At 70.9% G+C, this 25,502-nt stretch carries 24 protein-coding genes and 3 pseudogenes; 13 read left to right on the forward strand and 14 right to left on the reverse strand.

The features are described 5' to 3' along the window. Nucleotides 1-49 precede the first annotated feature (49 nt). The 4 genes and pseudogenes from ACIQ7D_RS18990 (at nt 50) to ACIQ7D_RS19005 (ending at nt 3,023) form a co-directional block, all read left to right on the forward strand. Nucleotides 50-1,210, forward strand: coding sequence for an epoxide hydrolase family protein (locus tag ACIQ7D_RS18990; RefSeq protein WP_403938911.1), 1,161 nt, complete (start codon nt 50-52; stop codon nt 1,208-1,210). 167 nt (nt 1,211-1,377) lie between these two features. Beyond that, nucleotides 1,378-1,845: a hypothetical protein gene (locus ACIQ7D_RS18995; protein WP_403938912.1), complete on the forward strand. Its 468-nt coding sequence runs from the start codon at nt 1,378-1,380 to the stop codon at nt 1,843-1,845. Nucleotides 1,846-2,232: 387 nt separating this feature from the next. Further along, a pseudogene (locus ACIQ7D_RS19000) lies at nt 2,233-2,489 on the forward strand (SAM-dependent methyltransferase); the annotation flags it as partial. Between the two features lie 42 nt (nt 2,490-2,531). After that, complete coding sequence (locus ACIQ7D_RS19005) at nt 2,532-3,023, forward strand: DinB family protein (RefSeq protein ID WP_403939292.1); 492 nt, start codon at nt 2,532-2,534, stop codon at nt 3,021-3,023. A gap of 120 nt (nt 3,024-3,143) precedes the next feature. On the opposite strand, the gene ACIQ7D_RS19010 is transcribed toward ACIQ7D_RS19005, so the two are convergent. From ACIQ7D_RS19010 to ACIQ7D_RS19025, 4 genes and pseudogenes are all read right to left on the reverse strand, one after another. Next, on the reverse strand, nt 3,144-4,040 hold the full coding sequence (locus tag ACIQ7D_RS19010) for an SDR family oxidoreductase (RefSeq protein WP_403938914.1): 897 nt from the start codon (nt 4,038-4,040) through the stop codon (nt 3,144-3,146). A gap of 119 nt (nt 4,041-4,159) precedes the next feature. Next, nucleotides 4,160-4,423: pseudogene (locus tag ACIQ7D_RS19015) on the reverse strand (hypothetical protein); the annotation flags it as partial. A gap of 5 nt (nt 4,424-4,428) precedes the next feature. Beyond that, nucleotides 4,429-5,559, reverse strand: coding sequence for an epoxide hydrolase family protein (locus ACIQ7D_RS19020; RefSeq protein WP_403938916.1), 1,131 nt, complete (start codon nt 5,557-5,559; stop codon nt 4,429-4,431). A gap of 29 nt (nt 5,560-5,588) precedes the next feature. Continuing rightward, a complete protein-coding gene (locus ACIQ7D_RS19025) occupies nt 5,589-6,599 on the reverse strand; it encodes an ankyrin repeat domain-containing protein (protein WP_403938918.1) in 1,011 nt (336 codons plus the stop codon). A gap of 269 nt (nt 6,600-6,868) precedes the next feature. Here ACIQ7D_RS19025 and ACIQ7D_RS19030 point away from each other — a divergent pair, with 269 nt between their 5' ends. Next, entirely contained in the window at nt 6,869-7,855 is a 987-nt protein-coding gene (locus ACIQ7D_RS19030) for an AraC family transcriptional regulator (RefSeq protein ID WP_403938920.1), read from the forward strand. A gap of 156 nt (nt 7,856-8,011) precedes the next feature. Here ACIQ7D_RS19030 and ACIQ7D_RS19035 read toward each other — a convergent pair whose 3' ends face one another. Beyond that, nucleotides 8,012-8,569 carry a pyridoxamine 5'-phosphate oxidase family protein gene (locus ACIQ7D_RS19035; RefSeq protein ID WP_403938921.1) on the reverse strand — a complete coding sequence of 186 codons (558 nt, stop codon included), beginning with the start codon at nt 8,567-8,569 and terminating at the stop codon, nt 8,012-8,014. A 495-nt stretch (nt 8,570-9,064) separates the two neighbouring features. Here ACIQ7D_RS19035 and ACIQ7D_RS19040 point away from each other — a divergent pair, with 495 nt between their 5' ends. Next, entirely contained in the window at nt 9,065-9,364 is a 300-nt protein-coding gene (locus tag ACIQ7D_RS19040; protein ID WP_403938922.1) for a tautomerase family protein, read from the forward strand. Nucleotides 9,365-9,556: 192 nt separating this feature from the next. Here ACIQ7D_RS19040 and ACIQ7D_RS19045 read toward each other — a convergent pair whose 3' ends face one another. The 5 genes from ACIQ7D_RS19045 to ACIQ7D_RS19065 all read right to left on the reverse strand — a co-directional run bounded on the left by ACIQ7D_RS19045 (nt 9,557) and on the right by ACIQ7D_RS19065 (nt 13,528). Then, nucleotides 9,557-10,036: a MarR family winged helix-turn-helix transcriptional regulator gene (locus ACIQ7D_RS19045; RefSeq protein WP_403938924.1), complete on the reverse strand. Its 480-nt coding sequence runs from the start codon at nt 10,034-10,036 to the stop codon at nt 9,557-9,559. A 36-nt stretch (nt 10,037-10,072) separates the two neighbouring features. Continuing rightward, nucleotides 10,073-10,987 (reverse strand): NADP-dependent oxidoreductase, encoded by a 915-nt coding sequence (locus tag ACIQ7D_RS19050; protein WP_403938927.1) that lies wholly within the window; start codon nt 10,985-10,987, stop codon nt 10,073-10,075. A 262-nt stretch (nt 10,988-11,249) separates the two neighbouring features. Then, the gene (locus tag ACIQ7D_RS19055) at nt 11,250-11,957 is read right to left on the reverse strand and encodes a B3/4 domain-containing protein (protein ID WP_403938929.1); all 708 of its coding nucleotides are present in this window, start codon (nt 11,955-11,957) and stop codon (nt 11,250-11,252) included. Between the two features lie 40 nt (nt 11,958-11,997). Next, nucleotides 11,998-12,645 carry an FMN-binding negative transcriptional regulator gene (locus tag ACIQ7D_RS19060; protein ID WP_403938930.1) on the reverse strand — a complete coding sequence of 216 codons (648 nt, stop codon included), beginning with the start codon at nt 12,643-12,645 and terminating at the stop codon, nt 11,998-12,000. 46 nt (nt 12,646-12,691) lie between these two features. Beyond that, nucleotides 12,692-13,528, reverse strand: coding sequence for an EamA family transporter (locus ACIQ7D_RS19065; protein WP_403938932.1), 837 nt, complete (start codon nt 13,526-13,528; stop codon nt 12,692-12,694). 117 nt (nt 13,529-13,645) lie between these two features. Between ACIQ7D_RS19065 and ACIQ7D_RS19070 the strand changes: the two genes are divergently transcribed. Then, complete coding sequence (locus ACIQ7D_RS19070; RefSeq protein ID WP_403938934.1) at nt 13,646-14,230, forward strand: helix-turn-helix domain-containing protein; 585 nt, start codon at nt 13,646-13,648, stop codon at nt 14,228-14,230. Nucleotides 14,231-14,345: 115 nt separating this feature from the next. On the opposite strand, the gene ACIQ7D_RS19075 is transcribed toward ACIQ7D_RS19070, so the two are convergent. Both ACIQ7D_RS19075 and ACIQ7D_RS19080 read right to left on the reverse strand, forming a co-directional pair. Continuing rightward, nucleotides 14,346-14,735, reverse strand: coding sequence for a VOC family protein (locus tag ACIQ7D_RS19075; RefSeq protein ID WP_403938936.1), 390 nt, complete (start codon nt 14,733-14,735; stop codon nt 14,346-14,348). A gap of 146 nt (nt 14,736-14,881) precedes the next feature. Continuing rightward, nucleotides 14,882-15,955, reverse strand: coding sequence for a LacI family DNA-binding transcriptional regulator (locus ACIQ7D_RS19080; protein ID WP_403938938.1), 1,074 nt, complete (start codon nt 15,953-15,955; stop codon nt 14,882-14,884). 281 nt (nt 15,956-16,236) lie between these two features. On the opposite strand from ACIQ7D_RS19080, the gene ACIQ7D_RS19085 reads away from it, so the two are divergent. The 4 genes from ACIQ7D_RS19085 (at nt 16,237) to ACIQ7D_RS19100 (ending at nt 21,508) form a co-directional block, all read left to right on the forward strand. After that, complete coding sequence (locus ACIQ7D_RS19085; RefSeq protein WP_403938940.1) at nt 16,237-17,610, forward strand: extracellular solute-binding protein; 1,374 nt, start codon at nt 16,237-16,239, stop codon at nt 17,608-17,610. Nucleotides 17,611-17,633: 23 nt separating this feature from the next. Further along, a complete protein-coding gene (locus tag ACIQ7D_RS19090; RefSeq protein ID WP_403938942.1) occupies nt 17,634-18,584 on the forward strand; it encodes a carbohydrate ABC transporter permease in 951 nt (316 codons plus the stop codon). A gap of 2 nt (nt 18,585-18,586) precedes the next feature. Continuing rightward, entirely contained in the window at nt 18,587-19,486 is a 900-nt protein-coding gene (locus ACIQ7D_RS19095) for a carbohydrate ABC transporter permease (RefSeq protein WP_403938944.1), read from the forward strand. 201 nt (nt 19,487-19,687) lie between these two features. Continuing rightward, the gene (locus ACIQ7D_RS19100) at nt 19,688-21,508 is read left to right on the forward strand and encodes a glycoside hydrolase family 2 protein (RefSeq protein ID WP_403938946.1); all 1,821 of its coding nucleotides are present in this window, start codon (nt 19,688-19,690) and stop codon (nt 21,506-21,508) included. Between the two features lie 84 nt (nt 21,509-21,592). Here the strand turns inward: ACIQ7D_RS19100 and ACIQ7D_RS19105 are convergent, their stop codons facing one another. Then, nucleotides 21,593-23,239, reverse strand: coding sequence for an RICIN domain-containing protein (locus ACIQ7D_RS19105; protein WP_403939294.1), 1,647 nt, complete (start codon nt 23,237-23,239; stop codon nt 21,593-21,595). A 387-nt stretch (nt 23,240-23,626) separates the two neighbouring features. On the opposite strand from ACIQ7D_RS19105, the pseudogene ACIQ7D_RS19110 reads away from it, so the two are divergent. Continuing rightward, nucleotides 23,627-24,274 (forward strand): annotated as a pseudogene (locus tag ACIQ7D_RS19110) (phosphotransferase); the annotation flags it as partial. 121 nt (nt 24,275-24,395) lie between these two features. Here ACIQ7D_RS19110 and ACIQ7D_RS19115 read toward each other — a convergent pair. After that, nucleotides 24,396-24,905, reverse strand: a complete 510-nt coding sequence (locus tag ACIQ7D_RS19115) for a cupin domain-containing protein (protein ID WP_403938948.1) — start codon at nt 24,903-24,905, stop codon at nt 24,396-24,398. Nucleotides 24,906-25,055: 150 nt separating this feature from the next. Here ACIQ7D_RS19115 and ACIQ7D_RS19120 point away from each other — a divergent pair, with 150 nt between their 5' ends. Continuing rightward, the gene (locus ACIQ7D_RS19120; protein WP_403938950.1) at nt 25,056-25,490 is read left to right on the forward strand and encodes an RrF2 family transcriptional regulator; all 435 of its coding nucleotides are present in this window, start codon (nt 25,056-25,058) and stop codon (nt 25,488-25,490) included. Nucleotides 25,491-25,502 lie beyond the last annotated feature (12 nt).

Consider the following 25,502-nt stretch of genomic DNA (forward strand, 5'->3'; position numbering starts at 1 on the left):
CCCGGGCACACACCGCTGTCACGTGAGAACGGAACCCCTGGAGATTCCCGTGACCCACCCCACGCCCATGATCGCCGTACCCGAGGCCGAGTTGGACGAGCTGCGCTCACGGCTGCTGCACACACGCTGGCCGACCCCGTGGCCCACCGGTGACTGGGAGGCCGGCACCGACCCCGGCGAACTGCGCCGCCTCGTCACCCACTGGGCCACCGACTACGACTGGCGTGCCCACGAAGCCGCCGTCAACGCCCTGCCGTCCCACCTCGCGGACATCGACGGAACCCCCGTCCACTACCTCCGCTTCGACGGCGAACACCCCGGCGCCCTGCCGATCATCCTGACCAACGGGTGGCCCAGCTCGTTCCTCGAACTGACCACCCTCGCCCGCCGGTTGGCCGCACCCTCACGCCACGGCGGCGATCCCGCCGACGCGTTCACCGTCATCGTCCCCTCGCTGCCCGGATTCGCCTTCTCCCCTCAGCGGCCCTCGCTCACCGAGCCAGCGCAGACACACGAGATCTGGCACCGCCTCATGCACGGCGAACTCGGCTTCGAGCGCTACGCGGCGCACGGGAGCGACCTCGGTGCCGGCATCACCTCCCGGCTCGCCGAGGCTCACCCCGAGGCCGTGGTGGGCATCCATGTGACGGCGGTCGCAGGACCGGCCGCCCACGACGCGGCCGGTGTCACCGCCGAGGAGCGGGCGTACCTCGACTCCGTCGCCGGATGGTCTGCGGAAGAGGGCGCGTACCTGCACCAGCAGAGCACCCGTCCTCTCACCCTGAGCTACGGGCTCGCCGACTCACCGACCGGGCTGCTGGCCTGGATCGTCGAGAAGTACCGTACGTGGAGCGACTGCGGAGGCGACCTCTCCTCGCGGTTCAGTGACGACTTCCTCCTGACCCAGGCGTCGCTCTACTGGTTCACCGGGACCATCTCGACCTCCTTCCGGCCCTACTACGAGTACGCCCGGGCGCTGACGCGAAGGGTCGAGCGGGTCGAGGTACCCACCGCCGTCGCCCTGTTCCCGGCCGATCTCTCCCAGCCGCCCCGGAGCTGGGCCGAGCGCACGTACCACGTCACCCGGTACACCCGTATGCCCCGGGGCGGACACTTCGCCGCCCACGAGGAACCCGGACTCCTCGCCCACGACCTCACCGAGTTCTTCCGTCGTGCGTCGCTCGAAGGAGTGATGAAGAGCGGTGCGTGAGCGCACGGTGCCGGGCGGATGAACGTGTTCGACGGCACATGGCCCAGGTGGGGCGCCGATGCCGGCCCGGCCGCCCTGACGTTTCCGCCACCGCTGCTGTCGCAGCCGTACGTCGACCCGTCAGGCCGCCGTGCCCACCAGGTCCGACCTCCCCGGAAGCCCTGTTCATGTTCTTCCAGCACTATCTCGCCCTCTACACCGTGCCGCGCACCTCGACGACGTACTACGGTCTGGTCCTCGCCCTCTACGCCCTCCTTCTCGTGGTGGCACAACCGCTCCTGTCGCGATGGATCGCCGGCCTGAGTTACGTGCGCGCCCTGCGGTACGGCTTCTCCGCGATGGGCGTCGGCATGGCCGCCCTCGCCGTGGGAGGGCATGCCGCCGTCCTGGCCGGGGCGGTCCTCGTCTGCTTCGGCGAGATCGTCCTCTTCCTCAAGAACGACCTCGAAGCCCTCGCCCGCCCCACCCGGACGCCCGCCGTGGTCTTCGGCCGCCAACGGCTCGCGGCCGGGCTCGGAGCCTTCGCCAGCGGCGTCGTCGGGGGAGAGGCATACCAACTGGCCGAGCGCACCGCTCACCCGGACTCTTCTGGCTCGCGGTGGCCGCACAATGCCCGGTACTGCCACCGTTGTTGACGAGAGGGTCGCGCAGGTCGCGATCGGCGCCGGGGCCCCTCGCGAGCTAGGGAATCGCTTCGGCCTGGACGAGTTCGGTCACATCAGGTACAGCAGGCGTGGGCTACGGGCGCTACGGGCGCCCCGGGGCGTGCGATCGGCGTGTACGTGGACCCGCCCCCCTGCATGCCGGACAGGACGAGAAGCTCCGCCGCTCCGCCGTCCGCGCTGCCCATCCAATGCGGCAGAGCTTGCAGAAACGGCAAGGACGGGCGCCACTTCGTGACGCGTCGGCCGGGACTGACCGGACGGAAACCGAGGGGAAGGAACCCGATGGAGCGCTCCGGCGCAGCACAGTTCTGGGACGAGGTGTACGCGGACCGGCCCGCCGCCCGCCGACCCGGGACAGCCATCCTCGGCTCCGCCGCCCATCTGCTGCGTCCGGGCGGACGGCTCCTGATCGTCGATCACGGATCAACGGCACCGTGGTCGTGGAACCAAACCCGGACGGACGCTATCCGACTCCTCAAGAGGTCGCGGCACGGATGGGCCTCGCCCCGGAGCGGTGGACGGTCGAACGCGCGGACATGCCGCGCCGGACCGCGATCGGCCCCGACGGGCGAACCGCCGAGGTCGTCGACCACGTCCTGCTCATCCGCCGGACCGTGGACCCCGCCCCACCGAGCACCACAGCAAGGAGAACGCCCGTGCCCACCGCCGCCCGCCGTCATGACACCCCTCCGCCGCGCGCCGCGAACAAGGAAGCCGACGTCCTGCGCGGATTTCTCGACTACCTGCGCGCCTCGATCGCCACAAAGGTCGACGGAGCCGCGGAACCCCAGGTCCGGACACCGGCAGTGCCCTCGGGCACCAGCGTGCTCGGCCTGCTCAACCATCTGGCAGCGGTCGAGAGCGCGACGTTCCTCGGCGAACAGGTCACCGACTGGCAGGCGACCTTCCGGCCCGCGCCCCAGGACAGCGTCGCCGATGTCGTGGCCCGCTACCGGGAGACCGTCGACCGCGCGAACAGAGTTCTCGACGCGTGCACCGATCTCGGCGCACCGCTTCCCCGGCCGGAGAGTTCGGGCCCGGCGCCGAGTGTCCGCTGGGCACTCACCCACATGATCGAGGAAACCGGCCGCCACGCGGGTCACGCGGACATCCTCCGCGAACTCATCGACGGCGCCACCGGGCGCTGAACGCCGGTGGCTTCCACGGGAACGGCCCTGGGGCCCCGGCAGACGCCCCAGGCGTCTCGGACTCCTCGTACACCTCAGACGTCTCGGATGCCCTCAGACGCCTTGCAGACCCCAGGCGCCTCAGGCGCGGAAGTAGGACCCGGCGTCGAGGTCCTGGATGAGGGTCGGCCCGCTGGGAGTCCAGCCGAGGAGTTCCCGCGTGCGGGTGCTGGAGGCGGGGATGTCCATGGCGAAGAAGCCGCCGATCCAGCCGAAGTGATCCTTCGCGTCCTCCGGCGCGATCGAACGCACGGGAACGCCGATTCCTCGTCCGATGGCCTCCGCGATCTCCCGTGCGGGCACTCCTTCCTCGCTCACCGCGTGCAGGAGCGCTCCCGCCGGGGCCTTCTCCAGTCCCAGCAGGGCGAGGCGCGCGGCATCGGACCGATGGACCGCCGGCCAGCGGTTCGTGCCGTCGCCGACATAGCCGGCGACCCCCTTCTCGCGGGCGATCGCGACCAGGGCCGCGATGAACCCGTGGTCGCCGTCGCCGTGCACGGTCGGGGCGAACCGTACGCTCACCGCGTGCACACCACGGTCGACGAACTCCAGCGCGAGGTTCTCACTGCCGCCCCGGGGCGAGTCCGGGCCGTGGAACGGTGACCTGTCGTCCTCGGTCGCCACCCGGCCCGGCGCCGGTCCCGCGACGCCGGACGCCAGCAGGAACGGACGGCCCGAGCCGGTCAGGACGTCGCCGATCGTCTGTACGGCGGCCCGCTCGGCCTGATTGGAGACGGCGGGGTTGGTGAAGTCGTGCTTGTTGGCGAGGTGGAGCACGGCGTCGGAAGCCGCCGCGCCCTCCCGGATGCTGTCGAGGTCGTCGAGGTCGCCCCGGTGCACGCGGGCACCCTTCGCGGCGAGGGACGCGGCCGAGGCGTCGGAGCGGGCGAGCCCGACCACCTCATGGCCCGCGCCGAGCAACTCGTCGACCGTGGCCGAACCGATCCAGCCGGATGCTCCGGTGACGAAAACGCGCATGTGAACGAGCTCCTTCGAAGTCCAGGCATGCTGGACCGAGACTGGCGATGACAGTCACTGACGTCAGTGACTGCTGTCACTGTAGTCGCTATGTCGGTCGCTGTCATCGCTCGGCGTGGTCCCCGCTCCGCGCGGGCCGGCAGCTCTGTCGCGATCTGCGGCTCCAGCAGGTCCAGCGCGTCGTCCACCGCCCGCGCCGCCGGGCACACCGTGGTGGCCGGCAGCGTCGCCGGCCGCCGCGCGTTCCCGTGCCGCCGCGGCAGCAACGCCTTGCCGTCCACCCCGTACCGCAACAGCTCCGCCAACCGCCGCGGCGGTGTCCCCGACACGTCCAGAGCGCCCATGCCGAGCGCGGCGACCTCCTTCGCCCGCTCCGGAGCGCGCATTCTCATCGTGGGGTGCGGAAGCTGGCGCGGACCTCTTCGACGAACAGCTCGGGCTGTTCCCATGCCGGGAAATGCCCGCCCTTCGGCAGCTTGTTGTAGTGGACCAAGGTCGGATAGCGTTCCTCCACCCACCGCCGACTGGCCAGATGGAGATCGCTCGGGAACTGGCTGAAGCCGACGGGGACTTCGATCTCCTGCTCCCGGAAACTGCGCATGCTCTCCCAGTAGATGCGGGCGGACGAGGCGGCGGTCGCGGTAAGCCAGTACAGCGTGATGTTGTCGAGCATGTCGTCGCGGTTCAGCGCCTGTTCGGGATCACCGCCATGGTCCGTCCAGCGTTCGTACAGTTCGTAGAGCCACGCCGCCTGCCCCACCGGGGAGTCGGTGAGCGCATAACCAATTGTCTGCGGACTCTGGATCTGTTCGAGCTGATACCCCGACTTGTTCGCCTGGAAGTCCCGCAGGCGTTCCAGTCCGCGACGCTCGCCCTCGTCCTGGGCCTCCAGCGTCTCGAAAACGGGGAACATGTTGAAATGGACTGCCTGCACCGTCGGCGCGCCGATGGCGCCGAGCGCGTTGGTGATGGCATAACCCCAATCGCCGCCCTGTGCGACGAACCGGTCGTACCCGAGCCGCCGCATCAACTCGACCCAGGCGCGTGAGATACGCTCCACGCCCCAGCCGGTCCCCGTCGGCTTCCCGGAGAGGCTGAACCCGGGCATCGAAGGAACGACGACATGAAAGGCGTCCCGAGGATCGCCGCCATGAGATCGAGGATCTGCCAGCAGCGGCACCGACTTCGCGATCTCGAACGGCGAGCCGGGCCAGCCATGCGTGATCACCAGCGGCGTCGCGTCCGGTTCCGGCGAACGCACGTGAAGGAAGTGGATGTCGAGCCCGTCGATCCGCGTCGTGGACGGGTTGAGCGCGTTCAGCCGTGCTTCGGCTGCGCGCCAGTCGTAGTCATCTCGCCAATAGTCGATCAGCGCCCGCATGCGCGACAAGGGCGCGCCCTGGCTGGAATCGGCCACCGACTCGCGCTCGGGCCAGCGGGTACTCGACAGCCGCTGACGCAAATCTTCGAGGGCGGAATCGGGGAAGGCGAAGGGGTGAGGCAGGATGGTCTCGCTCATGTCACAGCTCCATTGTCGGATAACGAGGTTCAGGAATTTTCGGCGGTCTCAAGGAAGCGGGCGATTTCCTCAAAGCCGTAGAGAAGCGCCAGCTCCCTTGGGGTGACCCCCGTATGGCCTCGAAGATCGAGCTGCGCTCCGGCCTCGACCAGCGCCTTCACGACTTCGAGATGCCCGTGCCATACGCCGTCGTGAAGCGCGCAAAGCCCGTTGTAGGGGCCTTGTGCGTCGATATCGGGCACCTCTTTTCCGGCGTTCCGGGACACCTGCGTCAACAGCCGGACGATGTCGGCGTGCCCGAAATAGGTTGCGTCGTGCAGTGCGGTGCCACCCATCAACCCGATGATTCGGTACGGGTCCGCGCCCCCTTCGACAAGCACACGCGCGATTTCGGGGTGCCCGTCTCGCGCGGCGATTCCGAGCGGCGTGTAATTGTCGTCGGGGCTTCCCACCACCGGGACTTTTTCGTCGAGGGGGGCGCCCGCCGCGATCTGCCGCTCGACCTCGTCCGGGTCACCCGTCTTGACGGCTGCGACCAGCTTCAAGGCGCCGACCCGTTCCTCGTCGTGTTCGGTCTGCCCCTCGATCAGGCCCGCGATTGTGTCGAGGCCGTCAGAACGAGCGATGCCGAGCGCGGTCTGCCGCCAGACGTTGGCAACCGTCGTCTTGGCGCCCCGCTTCAGGAGCAGCACAACGGCTTCCTCCTGCTGGTGCAGGACGGCATCCATCAACGGCGTATTGCCCAGGATCGGCGACTGCTGATCGACAAAGGCGCCATGATCCAGAAGCGACCCGATCACATCGACATTGCCCGACTGCGCCGCCTTGTGCAGCGCGGTCGCGCCCATGCGCCGTTCGACCGCGAACACGTCGGCGCCGGCCGCCAGCAGAAGATCGACCATATAGGGCTGGCCGAGGCCCGCGGCGATCATCAGCGGCGTAAGGCCGTCAGCAGCGCGGAGGTTCGGGTCCGTTCCGGCGTGAAGAAGGCTGGTCACCACCGGTAGGTCACCGGCCCGGATCGAGGATTCAAGCGTCATTTCAGTTCTCCGGTCGTTGGTTCTTCGGCGGCAACACCCTGCGGGGTCGCGTGCCGGCTGCCGGGTCGGTCCAGCCGGATCGGGTAGCGCTGGAGCGAGAGGCCGCGTGCACCGGCGTGCCGCGCAGCCTCGACAGGGCGGCGACGCGGCGGCCGGTGGCGCCGAGGCCGGGGTGGTGCCGTTGCTCTGACGTCGATTCTTCCGACGCCCGATGGACGAATCCATGGGTGAAAAGCTCGGTTGCCTGTGTGAGCGTCTAGCATCGCCTCATGGATGCCTTCGGGGACATGTTCCGCGGGGTGCGAGCCCAGGGGTCGTTGTTCGGCAGTTCGACCCTGACCGCGCCCTGGTCGTTGCTGTTCGTCGACGGCGCGCCGCTGACGCTGTGCACCGTGCTCGAAGGGTCCGGTTGGATCGTTCCTGAGGGGCACCCGTCCGAGTACCTCACCGCCGGTGAGACGCTGATCCTGCGTGGCCCCGCGCCGTTCTCCTTCGTCGACGAGATCGGTACCGCGGCCGAGCCGATCGAGTGCGGGGAGGAGTGCGCGACGCCCGATCAGGGCGGGACCCGTCACCGGCTGGGCTGGCACGACGGCCCTCACGGTGGTCCGGATTGTGCGACGACGCTGATCACCGGCGCCTACCCGGTCCGGGGCGAGATCGGTCGGCGGCTGCTGGACGGGGTGCCCGACGTCCTGCGCGTCGCACCCGACGGTACGGCCGACGCCGTGCGGGCCCTCCTGGCCGCGGAGGTCGCCGTCGACGCCCCGGGCCAGCAGATCGTGCTCGACCGGCTGCTGGACTGGATGCTGGTGTGCTCGCTGCGCGAGTGGTTCGACCGGCCGGGCGGCGAGCCCCCGGCCTGGTACTCCGCACAGCGTGACCCGGTCGTCGGCCAAGCGCTGCGGCTGCTGCACGATGAACCGGCCGCACCATGGACGGTCTCCTCCCTGGCCGACCGGGCCGGGGTGTCACGGGCCACCCTCGCGAAACGCTTCGCCGACCTGGTGGGCGAACCGCCGCTGACCTACCTCACCCGCTGGCGGATGATGATCGCAGCCGACCTCATGAGGGAACGGGAGGCGGCGACCCTTGCCGAGATCGCCCGCGAGGTCGGCTACGCGGATGCGTTCGGGTTCAGCGCGGCGTTCAAACGCATCCGTGGCGTCAATCCGACGGAGTTCCGGCGTGCCCTCGTCGGACTTCCCGACGCCGACAACCTTCCTGAGCGGGTGGCGGCGCACTCGGGCCGCTGACCTCTTCGCGACCGACCGAGACTCCCGCCGGCTCTTCCCCGGCCGTCGCGCCGGCCGGCCGCCGCCGAGTTCACCCGCGCGCTGGGCCGCGACCGTGAGGGTGGCCGTCGATGGCTGAGGAGGCGTGCGTACGGGGTGAAGACGGCGCGCGGTCGCTCAGAACGTCCACCGCGTATGGGTGTAGACCCCGTCGTCCCGGCCGAAGCCGTACGCCGTGACCGGGGCCACCGCGAACACCACCGCGTCCCCCCTGCGAAACGCGTCCCCGATCCCGTGGAAGGTGCCCTCGGGCGAGGTGATGTGCGGCCCGTACTGCGCCTCGTACGCCGCGATCACCTCGTCCAGTACGGCGGGATCGGTTACCCGCTCCGCCGTGCCCTCGACCACGACGTCGAGCCCTTCGGTGAGCGCGTTCCTCCCGGTGGTCAGCGCGCAGTGGCCGTCATGGGCGAGGTTCCGCGCCTTCTGTTCCTCCGGGCCGGTGGAGAAGTACAGCACCCCGTCGTGCCAGGCGGCGATCACCGGCGTGACATGGAGGCGGCCGTCGGGGCGCACCGTGGAGACCCAGAAGATCTCGGCGGCCTCCAACTGCCGCCGGGCCTCGGCCCATTCGGTGGCGGTGACGTCCGAGGCGCCCGGGCGGGGATGGAGCGCGGAACTGTAGCGGGTGTCGAGGTCGGTCGTGGGCTGGTGTGCGGGACCGTGTGCCGGCATGGCGGATCTCCTTGTCTCTTCCCCATGACGACCGGATTCCCGCGCCGAAGTCATCGCGGGGCCCGCCGGGGGTGTGGCCGGACCTGAAGTCAACTGAACCGGTCCGCCGTCCCGGGCCATTGCTGCCGACGAGGGCGCGTCGCGAGAGCCGTAGAGGAAGCGGTCGGGGCCCGCGGGGGCCAGTGAACCGCTGCGGGTGTGGTCGGGGAGCCCGAGCTCCTTCCCGGCCCTCCCCGTGCGCGAGGCTTGCCTTTTCGCTGGGCCCACTTCACCGGGGGCCGCGAAGCCATTGAGCACGCCTTCGACGACGCGGGCCTCACCTGCGTGCTGCGCATCGCCGGCCACGGTAGCCGGATCCCCCTGAAGCCCTGATCAACCCTCACCCGAAGGAGTTCGCCCTGCCCCTCGTACGCCTCGACATGATCCGCGGCCGCGGCCCCAAGAACATCCGGGCCATCGCCGACGCCGTCCCTCGTCGACGTCCTGAAGATCCCCGTGCGGGCCCGTTTCCAGATCATCACCCAGCACGACCCCGACGAGATCATCGCCCTGGACGCCGGCCTGGGCTTCGAGCGCACCTCCGGTACGGTCATCGTCCACATCTTCACCCAGCGCGGTCGCAGCATCCAGGACAAGCAACTGGTGTACAGCACGCTCGCGCAGCAGCTCGCCGAAGCCGGTGTCGACGGCGGGGACCTGTTCGTCAGCTACTTCGAGGACGGCCCCGAGGACTGGTCCTTCGCCGACGGGCGCGCCCAGTACATCGAGGGCGACCTCCCCGCCCCCGGGCACTGACCCCCACTGCGCAAGGAATTGACGTGGACGGCGTCGGTGATCTCGCGCCAGGCGGTCACCCGATGCTCGGAGTGCAGGCCCGGGGTGTCTGGCCACCCCTGGCCGACCGAGGAGGGCTGCCCTCGGGGCGCCCTCGCCGGGCGCGGGGTTGGAGGGGTTGGCCTGGCGAGTGGGCCGCCCGGCCGTGCCTGATCACCCGGCAGATGTCTGCCGGCTCTGGTCCCTGACCGATTTCTCGATCAATCGCGCACACGTGGTGAACATCTCGACCTGCTCAGGAGTCAGATCACGCACGGAGACCTGCTCCAGGGTGCGCCACATATCGGTGATGGGCTCCTGCAGGGCGCGCCCGGCATCGGTGAGGTGGACCACCATGACCCGCCGGTCGTGCGGCGCGGGCTCCCGGGTGAGCAGCCCGGCCTCCTGCATGCGGCGCAGCGACTTGGAGACGGTGGAGTGGTCGAGGCCGACCCGCTCCAGCAGTTCTGCCTGGGTCTGGCCGTCGCGGTCGAAGAGCTGCATCAGCAGCAGTTCCTGGCCCGGGTGCAGGTTCATGGCGCGCAGCATGGCGGCGGCATGGCCGCGGTGGACGCGGGCGAGCTGGAAGATGGCGTAGCTCAAACGCCCTTCGCCCGCCGCGTTCGGCAGCTCTGATGAGGTGGTACCGAACATCGCTGCTTCCTTGATCACGTGAGTCGGATTGATCGTTCAGTTGACGGTGAGGACGATCTTGCCACGGTTGTGGCCGGCGTCACTGGCCTGCTGCGCCTGGGCGGCTTGTGCCAGCGGGTAGGTGGCGCTGAGCGTGGTCACCAGCGTGCCGTCCGCCGCCTGCCGGGCCAACTCGGCGAGGCGGGCGGCGGAGCGGCGCTGGGGCCCTTCGGCGAAGACGATGCCGAGTTCGCGGGCGCGGAAGTCGGCAGCGGTGACGATCCGGTCGGTGCCTCCGCGCAGGGTGATGGAGTCCTCCAGGGCGCCCTTGCCCGCGGCGTCGAAGACCGCGTCCACCCCGTCGGGGGCGAGCGCACGGACCCGCTCGACCAGGTTGTCCCCGTAGGTCAGTGCCGCAGCACCGAGCGAGGCGACGTACTCCTGGTTGGCCGCTCCGGCAGTGCCAATGACGCGGGCACCGCGTGCCACGGCGAGCTGGACGGCGATGGTGCCGAGCGCGCCCGAGGCGCCGTGGATCAGCAGCGTTTCACCCGCGCTGACGTCGAGCAGGTCCAGCACTCGTTCTGCGCCGTCGCTCGCCACGGGCAGGGCGGCGGCATGCGTCCAGTCCAGACCGGCCGGCTTGGGGGCAAGGACCGCGGCGGAGGCCAAGGCGTACTGGGCGTACGAGCCCGTGTCGGACCAGCCCAGAACCTCGTCGCCCACCTTCAGATGGTCGACACCCTCACCGAGCGCGTCGACCACGCCGGCGATTTCCCCGCCGGGCACGGCGGGCAGCGTGGTGGGGAAAATGGCCTCCATGACACCGGAGCGGATCTTGCCGTCCACCGGGTTGACGCCGACGGCGTGAACGCGCACGCGGACCTGGTCCGGGCCGGGCTGGGGGGTCGGGATCTCTGCCTCGTGCAGGACCTCGGTGCCGCCGAACGTGTCGAAAACGATGGCCTTCATGACTGCTCTCTCCTCAAGTGGGTTCGTCACGCCGCCCACTTACGTGGCCAGCCACATAAAAGTAGCACCGATTATGTGGCTAGCCAAGTAATAGCTTTGTGGCCCCCGGAGGCGCAGCTCCGGTCAGGTTGGGGCCCTCTTGTCGTGCCGGGATCTCCCACCGCTTCACCGGGCTGCCGACCGCGGAACCGCGGATGCTCCCGGCACGCCTCACCGAGGCCGAGCTCCTCCGGCGTGACGACCGGCTTCACCAACGATCAGCTCACGCTGTGGCTTCGGGCTGCTCCGGGCTGAGATAGCGGACGGTGCTCTGTCGGGCGTGCGGGACGAGGAGACCGGTCAGTTCCTCGGCGGCGGCCTTGAGGAGATGGCCGTCGCGGGTGGCGCGGAGGGTTTCGAGGACGAACGCGACGCGGGTTGAGCCTTCGGTGACGCGGGTGCGGTGGGCGTCGCGGTGGTTCCAGTGGCGGGTCAGGACACCGGCGGTGTCCGTGTAGATGATCTCGCCGGGCTTGGGGTTCTCGACAGTGTCGGGTTCGCCGAGCGGGGTGAACTCCTCGGTGCCGTCCGCGTACTTGATGTCGACGTCGCCGGTGACGTGGTCGAGGTCGAAGGCGCCGGCGGGCAGGCCGTGCCGTACGGAGACGGCGTTGTAGGAGTCGACGGCGGCGTTGATGCGCGGCAGGGTGCCCTTCTTGGCCATCCGGCGGCCGAGCGCGTCGACGCTGGGGCGGATGCGGCGCGGGTTGGTGCCGAAGGAGCGGTGGGCGGTGTGCCACGCCTCGATCCGCGGGTCGCTCTCGTCGGCCGGGGCCCAAGTGCCGGTGGCGAGCCGCTGTTCGAGATCGTCGAGTGCGGCGCCGGTGTCGGGCCAGGGCTCGTCGCCGCGCAGTCCGCCGGCGGTGACCACGGCGATCAGGGTGTCGGGGAAGGCGGCGGCGACGGCGGGGTCGATGCGGAAGGCGGTCATGAGCGGAGCTCCGTTCCGGGAGGGTGCGGGGATGGGCGTGTCAGGGTTTCCAGGGGCCGATGCGGTCCAGGCGGCGCCGCTGCTGGCGGGCTGTGGGCTCGTCGAGGGCCTGGTGGCGGGCGGTGAGGCGGTCGGCGACGCTGGCACGGTGCTCGGTGGGTTTGTGGTCGTCGTACTTGAACTTGGCCCGGACCTCCGTCACCTCCAGCGTCAGGCCGCGGATGCCGGGCAGCAGTCGCCCGTACGGCGGCCGGCCGTCCTCGATGGGGGCGTGGTCGCCGTCGGGCTGGAAGTGGGCGAGCTGGCGGCGCAGCAGTTCGGCCTTGGCTTCCGGGTCGTCGACGATGTGGGCCTGGCAGATGAACTGGACGGCCGCGTAGTAGCTGGTGGGCACGCCGTCGGTGGGCGGAATACCAGGCCCCGCGCGCCAGGGGCCGGGGATGAAGGCGTAGTCGCCGATGACGGTGAAGGTGACGTTCGGGTCGGCCTCGATCGTCCGCCAGACGGGGTTGGGCCGGGCGAGGTGGACCAGGAGGTGGGTGCCGTCGGTGGTGAAGTGGGTGGGGACGACAGCGGGCGCCTGGCCTGGCGGACCGTTGACGCTCAGAAGGCCGAAGTCGTGGCCGTCGGCAATCCAGGTCCGCCATTCGGCGTCGTCCAGGGTGGCGTCCCAGGGCTGGATGAACATGCGTTCTCCCTGCGTGATCGTGTGCGGGATCGTGGGGTGCGGCGGGTCAAGTGAGAGCGAGGAGGCCGACGGCGACGGCGGCGGTGCCCAGGCCGACGAGCTGGCCGCGGTAGATTTTTTCGGCCAGGACACTGCGGGCGAGCAGGACGGTCCCGGCCGGGTAGAGGGCGGTGATCACGGCGACGACGGCGAGGTCGCCGTTGCGGGCGGCGAGCAGGAACATCAGGTTCGCCAGCGAGTCCAGCGCGCCCGCTGCGGCCGACATCGCGTGGACGGGCTTCTCCGTACCGAGCCTGCGGCCCATCAGGCCGGCGGCGGTCAGGGTGATGGCCGAGGGCACCGCCCTGCCGATGATCAGCGGGGCCACGCCGCTGTCGGAAGGAGCCTGGTGCAGGCAGACCATCTGCGACGCGATGGCGGCGCCCGCGCCGAGGGCCGGCAGCAGCGCCGAGCGCGAGGGCCGCGCGGAACCGGCGCCGTGACCGGCACTGACCAGCACGACCGCGACGAGCGCGAGCGGCAGGCCGAGCAGCCCGGCCAGGCCCAGGTGCTCGCCCTGGAGCAGCCCCACGCCGACGGGCAGTACGGCGGACACCAACGCGGTGACGGGCGAGAGCACGTTCATCGGGCCGATCGCCAGGGTCTGGTACAGCAGGGCGAAGGCGGCGGCCGAGGCGAAGCCGGAGGCCGCGCCCCAGACAAGGGCGCCGGTACTGAACGAGGCACCGAGGAGGGGCCACAGCAGCAGTTCGACCGCGAGCGAGGCCGGGGCGGCGATCATCACGGTGCGCAGGACGTGGGCCCTGCGGGCGCCGAGGCCGCCGAGGAAGTCGGCGCATCCGTAGGCCAGGGAACTGCCCAGGGCCAGCAGCAGAGCGAGCACGGTGACATCCCTTACTATCAACGGAACGACTAAACCGTACAACAGGCCGACCGAGTGTACCAATCGAATGACCGTCTGGCGCATTGCGGTGGTCCGCCAGTGAGGAAGGCGATCCGGATGACGGAGACCGAGGCAGCGCTGCGCACCCTCGCGGGCAACGTCCGGGCGGCCCGCACCCGCGCGGGCCTGTCCCTGGACGAATTCAGCCGACGCGCCCACGTCAGCAAGGGCGCCCTCGTGGCCCTGGAGAAAGCGCAGGGAAACCCGAACTTCGCCACCCTGGTGCGGCTGGCCGACACTCTCGGCGTCTCCGTGTCCGCACTCATGGAAGGCCCCGCCCAGGGCCGCGTCCGCGTCGTGTCCGCCGACACCGTGATGCCCCTGTGGACCGGAGAGGAGGGCGGCACAGCCCGGCTCATGCTGACGACATCCGGCCCGGCACCGACCGAGGTCTGGCGCTGGGAACTCCGACCGGGCGACGCATATCCCAGCCACCCCCACCAGCCCGGTGTCACCGAGACCGTCAGCGTCACCGCCGGACGGATGACCCTGATCGTCGACGGCACCGAACACCCCGTCGAAGCCGGACAGACCGCCACCTTCAACGGCGATGCCCCGCACACCTACCGCGGCACCGGCACCGAAACCTGCCACCTGATCATGACCGTCCACCTGCCGCCCGGCCCCACCTCCACCACCTGACAGTGAGGATCGACCATGGCATCGCCCGGAGGTCCGACTCCATCTGACTGACGCTTCGGCAGTCCTGTGCGGGAATCGCCGGCCTGCTGGGCCATGCCGTCCGGCGCGTGGCCCCTCAGGCGTCCTGCGGGTACCAGCGCAGCTCCACGGAGTTGCCGTCCGGGTCCTGTACGTAGAGGGAGACCGCGGTGCCCCGGGCACCGAAGCGCTCACCGGGTCCGTCGAGGACCGTGAAGACGCCGGAGTCGAAGACCTGCTGCCAGTCGAGCGGTTCGACCACCAGGCAGATGTGGTCGACATTGGAGTCCCGCGGCTGTCCGCCGGGTGCCTCGACAAGGTCGATGATGGTGGTGGGGCTCACCCGTACGGACGGGAAGGGGGCCTCGCCGGCCCGCCACTGCTCCACCCGTACCGGCTCCAGCCCCAGCGGGCCGGTGTAGAAGGCGAGCGAGCGCTCGATGTCGGCGACGTTCAGGACGAGGTGGTCGAAGGCGATCACGCGCACAGGGAACTCCGGGGATCGGGGCGCCGGGGCGCCGATGGCGGAACGGCTGGGACGGCGGGACCGGGTCTCACCGGTCCGGGGCGGTGTACGGCCGCGGGTTCAGCATCGCCGACCACGCGTCCGCCGGTCCAACGCGCCCGCCGTGATCACCGCCGGGCCCGGCCCGGTCGGTGCGCGGCGCCCTCGGTGCTCTCCCGCAGGACAAGGCGGTGCGCCACGACGCGGTCCTGGGGGGAGAGCGGGGCCGGTGCCGGCTCGTCCGCGCCGGCCTGCGGCCGGGTCGCCTCGGCGATACGGTGGCGCAGCAGGTGTACGGCGACCTTCGCCACCGCACCCTTGTCGGGGGCCACGGTGCTCAGCGTCGGTACGCTGTACCGCCCGCCCTCCACGTCGTCGAAGCCCATCACGGCGATGTCCTCGGGCACCCGTACGCCGTGCTCGTGCAGTGCGCGCAACGCCCCCAGGGCGAGCTGGTCGTTGAGGCACAGCAGCGCGTCGGGGCGGGCGCCGCCGCTCAGGGCCCGGTGCACCGCGTCGGCCCCGTCGGGCATCCGGAACGCCCCCACGGGCAGCAGCGCCGCCGCGTCGTAGGCGATGCCCGCGGCCGACAGGGCCGCCCGGTAGCCGCGGGTGCGGGCCTCCGCGGTGCCCAGCCCGGGCTCGTCCCGGCCGCCGATGACCAGGATGGCGCGGTGCCCGCGGGCGATCAGGTGCTCGGTGGCCTCACGCGCGGCCTGTTCGTTGTCGATCGCCACATGGTCCGCCCCCTCTTCGAGCAGTTCGCCCAGCAGGACCGTCGGCGGAGAGCCGGCGTTGTCGCGCAGGTCGTCGCTGGTCAGGGCGAGCGGGCTGAGGATGATGCCGTCGACGAAGTCGGAGCCGAACCCGGAGAGCGCAGCCAGCTCGTGCCGGCGGTCCCCGCCGGACTGGTGGACCAGCACCGTCAGCGAGCACTCCTCGGCCGCGCGGATCACGTGCCGGGCGAGTTCGGCGAAGTACGGGACGTCCAGCTCCGGTACGACCAGGGCGATGACCCCGCTGCGCCCGGTGCGCAGATGGCGGCCCGCCAGATTGACCCGGTAGCCGAGATGGTCGATGGCCTCGCGGACCACACGCCGGGTCCGGTCGGACACATGGACGTAGTCGTTGATCACGTTCGAGACAGTCTTCTCCGACACGCCCGCGTGTCGTGCGACGTCCTTGATCCTGGGTCGTGCCACGGCCATCTCCCCCTGCCACTTGCGCACCGCCGAGTCTATGCCGTGGCGGGCCGCGATCCTCGCGGCGGTCTCCGGCGCGGCCTGGCCTTCCGGCCGCGCTCGGGCCTGTACAGCGAGCAGTGCCGCACCTCTTTACAGCCGTTGTACATCGATGTAAAAACATGGCATCGCGCCGGTCGCCGGAGCGGTGCCCACCCGTTGCAGCGGTGGGCCGCCACCGGTTGCCCATGCCGGTGGCCGCCGTCAACCGGCATGGTCGACCGGCCGTCGAAAGGTCCGTGATGAGTTCTTCTCCACCTGCCCCCGGGCCGCGGCCCGCGCTCCCGCCCCCGCCGACGGCGGGCGTGAGCCGCCGCGGGCTCCTGCGCTACGGCGTGGCCGGGGCCGGCGCCGCGCTGCTCGCCTCCGGCCCGCTGACCGGCTGCGCCTCGCCCGCCGCGTCCTCCGATGCCTCCGCCCTGAAGGTCTGGGACCTCTTCCAGGGCGGCGACGGCATCCTGATGAACGACATGATCAAGGCCGTCTCCACCGCGCGGGACGGCTTCGCCGTCGACCGCACCATCCTGGACTGGGGCCCGTCCTACTACACCAAGCTCGCCATGTCGGCCGCCGGAGGCCGGGCGTCCGACGTGGCCGTCCTCCACCTCTCCCGGCTGGCCGGATACGCCCCCGGCGGACTGCTGGACGCCTTCGACCTCGACCTGCTCGCCGAATTCGGCTGCGGCGAGGCCGACTTCACCCCGGCCGTCTGGAAGCGGACCCGGTACGAGGGGACCGTGTACGCGATCCCGCTGGACGTCCACCCCTTCATCGTCTTCTACGACCAGGACGCCGCGGACAAGGCCGGGCTTCTCGACACCTCGGGCGAACTCGCCCCGATGGGGTCCCCCGAGGCCCTGCTGGACGCGGGGAAGGCGCTCGCGAAGGCCACCGGAGGCTCGGGCATCCTCTTCGGCCATGTCACCGACACGGCGCAGTGCTGGCGGCAGTTCGCCGCGTTCTACGCCCAGACGGGCGCGGAGTTCACCCTGCCCGAGGGCGGTCCTGCCGAGATCGACGTGGACGCCGCCGTCCGGGTCGTGACGTTCATGCAGCGGCTCTTCGACGGGAGGACCAACCCCAACAACCTCGACTACTACGGGGCGATGGCCGCGTTCCTCGACGGCCGCGGCGGGATGGTCATGCTCGGCGAGTGGGAGCTGCCCGCCCTGCGCAAGTCGGACATCCGGCTGGGGGCCGCCCCCTTCCCGCAGGTCTTCGAACGCCCCGCCGTCTACACCGACTCCCACAGCTTCGTCCTGCCGCACCAGGCCGACCCCGACCCCGCGCGGCGCCGCGAGGCCCACCGGTACGTCGCGCAGATGCTCAAGCAGAGCCTCACCTGGGCGAGCGCCGGACACATCCCCGCGTACCAGCCCGTGCTGGCCCGCCCCGAGTACGCGAAGCTGCGCCCCCAGTCGTCCTACGCGGACGCGGGCGAGGTGGCGGTGCTCGACCCGCCGAACTGGTTCGCGGGAGCGGCCTCGAACTTCCAGAACCGCATGTGCCAGCCGCTCCAGGCGGCGCTGCTCGGCAACACCTCGGCCGAGAAGGCGGTGCGGCAGATGGTCCGTGAGGCGGACGCGCTGCTTCGGCAGCCCAACCCGGTGGCCTGACCGGAGCACAAGGAGCTACAGACGTGACTACCACCGTACCCACCGGTACCGCCGTGCCCCCCGGCACGCCACCGTCCACCCCTCCCGGCCGCCGGCTCCCCTTCCGGGAGAAGAACGCCGCCGGCCGGAGCGACGGCCTGCTCTTCGTCCTGCCCTTCCTGGTGCTCTTCGCGGTCTTCCTGGTCTGGCCCGTCGCCCACGGCGTCTGGATGAGTTTCACCGACAGCTCGCTCGCGCTGCGCGACACGGCCTTCGTCGGATTCGCCAACTACGCCGAGGCGTTCGGCGACCCGGACGTCTGGAGCAGCCTGGGCAACACACTCGTCTTCACCCTCATCTCGTGCGTACCGCTGGTGCTCGTCGCACTCGCGATGGCGCTGCTGGTCCACAGCGGGCTGGCCGGCCAGTGGGCGTGGCGCCTGGCGTTCTTCGCGCCCTACCTGCTGCCCGTCACCGTGGTGACCCTCATCTGGGCATGGCTGTACCAGCCGGACATCGGCTTCGGGAACCAACTGCTCGGCACGCTCGGCATGGAGCCCGTCGGCTGGCTGTCCGACGAGTCGGTCGCCATGTGGTCCATCGCCGCCCTCACCGTCTGGTGGACGGTCGGCTTCAACTTCCTGCTCTACCTCGCCGCGCTCCAGGCCCTGCCGGAGACCCTCGACGAGGCCGCCGCGCTCGACGGCGCGGGCGCCTGGCGGCGGCTGTGGTCCGTCACCCTGCCCCAACTGCGCAGGACCACCGTGCTGGTGGCCATGCTCCAGGTCCTGGCCTCGCTCAAGGTCTTCGACCAGATCTACATCCTCACCAAGGGCGGCCCGAACGGCACCACCCGTCCCATCCTGGAGTACGTCTACGACGTCGGATTCACCGGCTACCGGCTGGGCTACGCCTCGGCCATCTCCTACATCTTCTTCGCGCTGGTGATCGTCATCTCCGTCGCGCAGCTCCGCTTCTTCCGCCAGGAGGACTGACCGTGTCCGCTACCGCAACTCCTGTGCGCCCGCGCCGCCGTGCGCCCCGCGAAGCCGGCGGTTCACCGATGCTCCTCGGCCCGGGACGGCTGCCGCGCGTCCTGGCCGGCACCGCGCTGGTGGTCCTGGCGACCGTCTGGCTGCTGCCGCTGGTCTGGGCCGTCGCCACCTCGCTCCAGAGCGAGCAGGACGTGTCGAAGCCGGGCCTGTCCCCGCTCAAGGGCGCCTTCACCCTGGAGTCGTACCGGCAGATCCTGGAGCGCGGGAACGTCACTACCTGGGCCTTCAACAGCTTCCTGGTGGCCGGTCTGGTCACACTGATCACCGTGGTGGTCTCCACGCTCGCCGCCTACGGCTTCGCACGCGGAACGTTCCGGGGCCGCCGGGTCCTGCTGGCCGTCACCGTCGCCGCCATCATGGTGCCGCCGCAGTTGCTCGTCGTGCCGCTCTTCGAGCAGATGCTCCTGTTCAACCTGGTGGACACGTACGCGGCGGTCATCCTGCCCCAAGTGGTGGCGCCGATGATGGTGTTCATCCTCAAGCGGTTCTTCGAGGGCCTGCCCAAGGACCTGGAGGACGCCGCCCGGATCGACGGCGCGTCCGAAGGCAGGGTCTTCCTGTCCATCGTCCTGCCGCTGTCCCGGCCCATCGTGGCCGCCGTCGCGATCTTCGTGTTCATCGGCGCCTGGAACAACTTCATGTGGCCGTTCATCGTCACCAACGACCCCGGCCTCATGACCCTCCCGGTGGGTCTGGCCACCGTCAAGGACTCCTTCGGCATCCTGTACGCGCAGTCCATGGCGTCCGCGTTGCTCGCCTCGCTGCCGCTGATCGTCATGTTCCTGCTCTTCCAGCGGCGCATCATCAAATCGGTGGCCACCACGGGGCTCGGCGGTACCTGATCCGGCCGCCCGCCCGTGCTCCCGGCCGCGCCCGCCCGCGCTCCCGGCCCCCGGGCCGGGAACGCGGGCCCCTCCGTCGCCCCCCGTGCGCCCTGTCCCACGATCGACCCGCGCCGGATTTACATCGATGTACATTGTGGTTCGGTGACCGCACCGCACCGCCCCTACCGCACCGCCCCCTACACACCGACTGGAGCATGCGTGCCCACTTCCTCCGTACCGCGCCCGGAACACCCCCGGCCGCAGTTCGTCCGTAACGACTGGCTCAACCTCAACGGAACCTGGCAGTTCGAGACCGACCGAGGGGACAGCGGCCTGGAACGCGGTCTCGTGGACCGCGCCCTGACCGGCGAGATCCTTGTCCCCTTCCCGCCCGAATCGGAGCTGTCCGGCATCGGCGACACCGATTTCCTGGAGGCCGTGTGGTACCGGCGGGTGCTCACCCTGCCGTCCGCGTGGGCCGGACGCCGGGTGCTGCTGCACTTCGGCGCCGTCGACCACGACACCACCGTATGGGCCAACGGTGTCGAAGTGGCCCGCCACCGGGGCGGGTTCACCCCGTTCACCGCCGACCTCGGTGACCTCGCGGGCTCCGGCGAGGTCACCCTCACCGTCCGCGCCCGCGACCCGCGTTCGGGCCCGCAGGCCCGCGGCAAGCAGGCCGTCCAGTACGCCAACCACGACTGCAACTACACCCGGGTCACCGGCATCTGGCAGACCGTATGGCTGGAGCCCGTCCCCGACCTCCACCTGCGCCGCCCCCGCATCACCCCTGACCTGGCGGGATCCGCGTTCCATCTGGAACTTCCCCTCTCCGGCAACCGCCCCGGCCACCGGGTACGCGCGGTCCTCGGTGACGACGACGGCGAGGTCTGCCGCGCGGAGGCCCGCGCCGACCTCGACCTCGCACCCCGTCTGCACCTTCCGGTGCCGCAGGAGCGGGTGCGCCCGTGGGGCCCGGAGGATCCGCACCTGTACGACCTGCGCATCGAACTCCTCGACGCGGCGGGCGAGGTGGTCGACAGCGCGGAGAGCTATGCCGGCCTTCGGGCGGTGGGGATCCGGGGCAAGGCCGTCACCCTCAACGGGCGGCCCCTCTTCCAGCGGCTCGTGCTCGACCAGGGCTGGTACCCGGACGGCCTGATGACCGCGCCGACCGACGCCGCGCTGGTCCATGACATCGAGATCGCCATGGCGGCGGGCTTCAACGGGGCACGGCTGCACCAGAAGGTGTTCGAGGAGCGCTTCCTTTACCACGCGGACCGCCTCGGCTACCTGGTCTGGGGGGAGTTCGGCGACTGGGGCTGCGAGACCGGCGGTTCGTCGGGCAACAACCAGCAGCCGGACGCCTCCTACACCGCCCAGTGGCTGGAGGCGCTGGAACGCGACTACTCGCACCCCTCGATCATCGGGTGGTGCCCGCTCAACGAGACGTACCAGAAGCTGCACGACCGCATCACCCAACTCGACGCCGTGACCCGGGCGATGTTCCTGGCCACCAAGGCGATGGACACGACCAGGCCGGTCCTCGACACGTCCGGGTACGCCCACCGGGTCATCGAGACCGACATCTACGACTCCCACAGCTACGAACAGGACCCGGCCGCCTTCCAGCGCCAGATGTCCGGCCTGGCCAAGGACGAACCGTACGTCAACACCCATGAGAACGGCGCCACTTACTCCCTGCCGTACGCGGGCCAGCCCTACTTCGTCAGCGAGTTCGGCGGCATCTGGTGGGACCCGGCCGCGGCGGCCGCGTTCTCCGGCGAGGACCGGACGGAATCCTGGGGGTACGGCGAACGGGTACGCGACGAGGAGGAGTTCCACGCGCGGTTCGCCGGGCTCACCGGCGTCCTGCTGGACGACCCCGGCATGTTCGGCTACTGCTACACCCAACTGACCGACGTGTTCCAGGAACGCAACGGCATCTACCGTTTCGACCGCGGCACCAAGCTGGACGTCGAGCGGGTCCGCGCCGCGCAGATCCGTCCGGCCGCCATCGAGGAGCAGGACCCCGCGTAGCGGGCGCGTCCCCGTACAACCGCCTCACCGCACGCCAACGCCTCCCCGGCCCGCGCCGGGGAGGCGTTGGCGTACGGCGAGCCGTCAGAGCCGCTGGAGATGCCAGAGCTGGGGCTGGAGGCCGTTGCACGTCCACTGCCGTACGTCGGCGCCCGTGGCCCGCGAGCCCTCGGCCACGTCCAGACACTGACCGCTGGACCGGGCGACGAGCCGGTAGGCGCCGCGCCCGGCGTTCTCCAGCCGCCAGTCCTGCGCGGACGCGCCGTTGCAGTACCACTGACGCACATCGGCGCCCGGCGTCTGCGAGCCGTCCCGCACGTCCAGGCAGTACCCGCTGTTGCGGCCGGTGAGGGTGAACCGGTCGCCGCCCCGGGCGCGCAGCGTCCACTGCTGCGGTCCGAGGCCGTTGCACGTCCACTGCTGTACGTTGCCGCCCGGCAGCCGGGAGTCCTCGGCCACGTCCAGGCAGTGCCCGCTGTTGGCGTTCACGAGCCGGTACAGGGCGCCGTCCACCACCCCGGCCGCGTCACCGCTGCCGGTGATCCCGCCGGTCGCGTAGTAGGGCTTGCAGACGGTGCCGTCCCAGTCGGTGGCGATCTCCAGGACCTGCCTGCCGTCGGCCGAAGGGAGCAGCGGCGAACTGTAGTTCTGGCAGTAGTTCGCGCTCGGGTTCGCCACCCGCACCGGTGCCTCGATCTCGTACCAGGGACCGGTGCCGTTCTCCGTGTTGGCGAGGATCGTGCGTCCGCTCTCCGCCGCCGGGGTGCCGTCACGGTTGAGCAGCATCTGCCCGATCAGCAGCAGCCGGCCGTTCGGTCCGCCGTCCGGTGCGGGGGCCCAGGCGACGGTCGGCGCGGCCCGGAAGTACTTGCCGTCGACCGTCTCGGGACGGAAGCCGAGCGAGGCCGGGTCCCCCCAGTTCCAGCCGTCCGCCGAGGTCCGGTAGTGCACCACGCACTGGTACTGGCCACCGGGGTTGCAGATCTCGTAGCTCATGAAGTACGTGCCGTTGGGCAGTGTGCGCACCATCGGCATGCCGGGACGGTCGGGCTGCCAGGTGCTCGCCACGGTGTTGTGCCGGTCCTGCCAGTGCACCCCGTCGTAGCTGCGGGAGGCGGACAGCTTCTGGCTGTGTCCGGGGTCGGTCTCGTCGGCGTAGTGGCAGACGAGCGCCCCGTCGGCCGCGACGGAGAACTCCGGCTCCCAGAGCCCGCCCGTGCCGCTCGCGGTGGCGCAGGACGACAGGTAGGACCAGGTGCGGCCCACGTCGTTGCTGCGCCAGACACGCAGGGCCATGCGCCGGTCGGACTCGTCCTGCCCGGCGGACGCCGCCCACAGCAGGGTGCCGGCGGTCAACCCGCCGATCTGCCGGGGGAGTTCGAAGAGAGTGCCGCAGCACTGGCCCTGGCCACCGGACGATTCAGGATCGGCGATCCTGCCCACCTCACGGAAGACCGAACCGTTGTCGGTGCTCTCGTGGATGGCGCCGATGCCGTTGTTGCCGTCGAAGGTGGTGACGCTCGCGAGTACGCGTCCGTTCGCGGCGCCGTTGTGCGCCAGCCGGATGGCCCGGGGGTACAGCCCGGTGCCGTTGCGCAGCGGCGAACCCGTGGCGGCGGGCGCGGCGTCCCGCGCCGTGGCCTCCCGCACCGCGGCCCCCGCCGTGTCCGCGGGGCTCGCGCCACCCGCGGCGAGGGCGGGGGAGGCGGGGACGAGCAGCGCGAGGCTCAAGGCCCCGGCGAGCCCCAGCAGTACGGACCGGGCTCTTCGCCGAGGGCGGCGGCCGTCGGTACGGGGATGGTGCGACGGGGGAGCGGGGGTGGCGGGCAGGCCGCGCGAGAGGGGGCCGCAGGGCCGGTGGGGGCGGGGATGGCGGAGACGGAACACGGAGCTCCTTCCTGGGGGTGCACTGGATGCGAGCGCCAGAGTAGAGCCGTGTGTACATCGATGTACACAGATGTGCGCCAACCTTTTACATCGATGTACACGTGACTCTGGCGTTTCCGGTACGCGGCGGACCCAGCGTCGTAAGTCCCGTGTGGCGCCAATGCCTTGGCGCTGCCCGGCAGTCAAAAATCCGGTGACGGGGGGCTTGTGCGCTCCCTAGGATCGGACCTTGTGTTCTCCCGTCCCTCCTTCATCGGCGACGAAGCGGTCGCGCACGCGGTCGCCGCGCACTGGCTGCCCGAGGTCACCGACCTCACCTACCTGCCCTGGGGGTTCGGCGCGTACCACTGGCGGGCGACCGGCGGCGGTACGACGCTGTTCGTGACGCTGGACCAGTTGGCGCCCCGGCACACCGCGGCGTCGCTGGAGGCCGCCTACGCGGGAGCCGCCGCACTGGCCACCGCCGGTCTGGACGTGGTGTGCGCGCCGCTGCCCGCCCGGTCCGGGCGGTTCACCGTCGATGTCGGGGCCGGTGCGCTCAGCGTGACGCCCTGGTGGGAGGGACGGTCCCCGACCCGGGCGGAGGCGGCCGGGCCCGACCACGTCCGTGAGATCGTCGCCGCGCTGGCCGCGCTGCACGGCGCCGTACCACCGGACGGTCTGCGGCGGTGGGCTCCGCGCGTCGGACCGGGGTTCGCCGACGAGTTGCGCGCCCGTACGGCCCGGACCTGGACGTCCGGACCGCTGGCGGAGGAGGCGCGCGTCGCGATCGCCGCCCGAGAGGACGCGATCAGACGCTGGACGGGCCGGTACCTCGACCTGGCGGCCCTCGCGCTCGCCCGCCGGGACTCCTGGGTGCCGACCCACGGCGAGCCGCACGCCGGTACCGACGACGACCAGGTGGCCCTGCGCGGGCTGTACGAGGAGCTGTCGGACGCCCCGGGGTGACCCGTGCGCGTCCGCCGGCGGCCCCCTCCGGTGTGGGTGGCCCGCCGGGCCGTCAGGCCTCCTCGGCCGGAAGCGCGTACAGACGGGGCAGGTTGACCACCACCGCCTCCTGGGTGCTGCGGGCGATGACCACGACGGCCTCCTCGGTGGGGTCGGGGTTCTCCTCCCGGTGCGGCACGAACGGCGGGACGAAGACGTAGTCGCCGGGTGAGGTGCGCAGCCGTACCTCCTGGGGCTCCTCGCCCGAGTCGTCCAGGAAGACGAACTCGGGGTGGCCGCCGACCACATAGATGGCGGTCTCGGACGCGCCGTGGTGATGGTCGGAGGACGAGGTCGCGGGCGCCACCAGGGTCTGGCCCATCCACAGCTTCTCGGAACCGACCGTCCTGCCGCTGATGGCGGCGAACCTGCGCATGCCGCCGGTCTGTGCCGTGTCGCCGTCCAGGGAGTCCGCGCGGATGTGGTGCAGCCGGGTGCGCAACGACGCCGTCGAGTGGTCCGGCGCGTCGGGGAGATGCGGATGGAAACCTTCGCCCGGGTTCGTCGTCAACGGCTCGCTCATGGCACGGACGCTAGAGCGGCGGCGAAAAGGATGTCAAGAGGTGTCTTTTGGGCTTCACCTGCGGCAATGTTCCCGCAACGAACCGGGAAGGGGGCGGAGGCCCACCGGAAGTCCTCGCCCCCGAACGGCCGTCCGGGCATGATGGGACCTATGCATATCTCCGCGAAGGCGGACTACGCCACGCGCGCTCTGCTGGAGCTCGCCCGTGCGGCCGGCCGTCCGCTCACCTGCGAGGCCATCGCCTCCTCGCAGGAGATTCCGTTCCGGTTCCTCAAGTCCGTGGTGGGCGAGTTGCGCAAGGCCGGCCTGGTGCGCAGCCAGCGCGGCTGCGAGGGCGGGTACTGGCTCGGCAGGCCCGCCGAGGAGATCACCCTGCTGGACGTCGTACGCGCCGTCGACGGCGAAGTGATCACCCTGCGCGGCGAACCGCTGGCCGGACTCGACTACCCGGGCCCCGCGGCGGGCCTGCCCCGGGTGTGGCGGCAGGTCGAGGCGGACGCGGCGGCCGTGCTGGGCGGGCTGGCCCTCGCCTCGCTGCTGCCCGCCGGTGAGGCGGGAGCGCGCCCCAGGCTCGGCGCCGCGTGACGCGCGGTCAAC

The organism is Streptomyces sp. NPDC096310 (assembly GCF_044763125.1).
In the GTDB taxonomy this organism is placed as follows: Bacteria; Actinomycetota; Actinomycetes; order Streptomycetales; family Streptomycetaceae; genus Streptomyces.